This window comes from Sulfobacillus harzensis (genome assembly GCF_012933365.1).
Taxonomy (GTDB): domain Bacteria; phylum Bacillota; class Sulfobacillia; order Sulfobacillales; family Sulfobacillaceae; genus Sulfobacillus_B; species Sulfobacillus_B harzensis.
Window position 1 is genome coordinate 1 of sequence record NZ_JABBVZ010000238.1, and the last position, 1,773, is coordinate 1,773.

The following is a 1,773-nucleotide window of genomic DNA, read 5'->3' on the forward strand; positions in this document are numbered from 1 at the left end:
GCGCCATGGTCGATCCCTTGTGGTGGGGTTGTTAGGGGGCGCCATCCTCTTTTTGTATGGCATCATTGCCACGCGTCAGGAGTTTGCGTCGTTCGGCAAGGTGTATGCGGCTTACGGCGGGGTGTTCATTGTCCTCGCCGTACTCTGGGGTTGGGGCATTGACCATCGACGCCCCGATGTCTCGGAATGGATCGGCGCCGCCATCTGTCTCGTCGGGGTGACCGTCATGCTGTGGCGGCGGTAACGGGCACCCGGTCTAGATGAAGTACCGCGCAAACGCCGTTTTGATTTCGGCAATTTTCGCCTCGGCGTTGCCGGTCTCGACCGCGTCGACAATGCAACTGTCCATGTGGTCCTCAAAGACCAGACGGGCGACCCCATCCAGTGCCGCGCGAATCGCCGCCAACTGAATCAAAATCTCCGGGCAGTCCCGATCGCTGACGAGCATCTCCCGGACTGCGCGGACATGCCCCTCGATCCGCGCCATGCGATGAACCATCGGTTGGCGATTATGCGTGCGTGACATCGTGTCCCTCCTCGATCCTTTCGTTGCGTCGGCGGGCCGTGCCCTTACCAGGGCGGCTCCGGATGGGATTCGTCGCCCGTTTCGACCTGGATCGTGGAATGCGTGATCCCATATGGCACCAGCACCTCGTGCAACTGGCAGAGCACGTCTTGGGGTGGTGGCGCGGCGGCGGTCAATGTGACATGGCAGGCCAACGCCGGGGCCTCGCTGCTCACGGTCCACACGTGCAAATCATGGACGGCATCCACGCCGGGGACGGCAGCCATCTGGGCTTCGATTTGCGCCAGCGGGATCGAGGCCGGGGCGGCTTCCAGCAACACCCGCACGGTATCCCGGACGACCCCCCAGCCGCCCCAGACCATCAGGACGGCAATCACCAGGGTCACCACGGCATTGACCGGACTCCACCCGGTCCGCCACAACACGGCGGCCGCGAGCAAGACCCCGAGGGACCCCGCACTGTCTGTCGCCAAATGCCAGAGCGCGCTCCGGCGATTGAGATCCTGCGGATCGCGAAAACCCCAGGCTAAGACGCCATTCGCGATCAGCGAGACGCCTGCGGCCACCGCCATGATGCCTGCGTTCGCCGCCGGCTGCTGCCAATGCTGCAGGGCATCCCACCCTAACGCACCGGCCATCACCCACAACAGGAGCGCGTTGGCGAGGCCGGCGAGCACTTCCAGACGCCCCCAGCCAAATGTAAAGTGGGCGGTCGGTGGCCGGCGCCGCTGGCGGTCGGCATACCAAGCCAGCCCCAGCGCGCCCACATCCCCCAGCGAATGCGCCGCATCCGCACCCAAGGCGAGGCTGTGGCCCCACCAGGCGCCGAGTGCTTTGGCGACAATGAGGACCACGGTCACGGCGATGGCGCGGCCGAACCCGTTTGCGGGCCCGTGACTGTGGTGATGATGCTCGGCCGTGGCGACAACCTCCTCTGTTTTCGCGTGGTGGGGATTCCGCCTTGCCATATCCCCCCTGAGGGGATCGTATGCGAAGGAAGACGCTAATGCAATCCACCAATTTTAGGGGCGTCGCGTGGGATCGATCCATGACGGGCCAGCATTTGACAGCACCGAGGAGGATGGGCGTGCGTTCGCGGATCCTCACAGGCTCTGCGGGCGCGAGATGGCGTGGCTGTCTCACCATGGGATTGCCTTTGAAGAGCGTGATATTACGCAAAACGAACAGTGGATGGACGAGTTAATGGCGCTGGGTGCCAGCGCCACCCCGACCACGGTGATTGAATG

At 64.1% G+C, this 1,773-nt stretch carries 4 protein-coding genes; 2 read left to right on the forward strand and 2 right to left on the reverse strand.

What is annotated here, in order from left to right; translation table 11 throughout:
* Positions 1–244: YnfA family protein (locus HIJ39_RS22700; protein WP_207711876.1), on the forward strand; the 244-nt coding region annotated here is incomplete at its 5' end.
* A gap of 12 nt (positions 245–256) precedes the next feature.
* Here the strand turns inward: HIJ39_RS22700 and HIJ39_RS22705 are convergent.
* Positions 257–526: a metal-sensitive transcriptional regulator gene (locus HIJ39_RS22705; protein ID WP_169103304.1), complete on the reverse strand. Its 270-nt coding sequence runs from the start codon at positions 524–526 to the stop codon at positions 257–259.
* Between the two features lie 44 nt (positions 527–570).
* The gene (locus HIJ39_RS22710; RefSeq protein WP_169103305.1) at positions 571–1,494 is read right to left on the reverse strand and encodes a cation diffusion facilitator family transporter; all 924 of its coding nucleotides are present in this window, start codon (positions 1,492–1,494) and stop codon (positions 571–573) included.
* 67 nt (positions 1,495–1,561) lie between these two features.
* Here HIJ39_RS22710 and HIJ39_RS22715 point away from each other — a divergent pair.
* A partial coding sequence (locus HIJ39_RS22715) for a glutaredoxin domain-containing protein (RefSeq protein ID WP_207711877.1) occupies positions 1,562–1,773 on the forward strand: 212 nt, incomplete at its 3' end.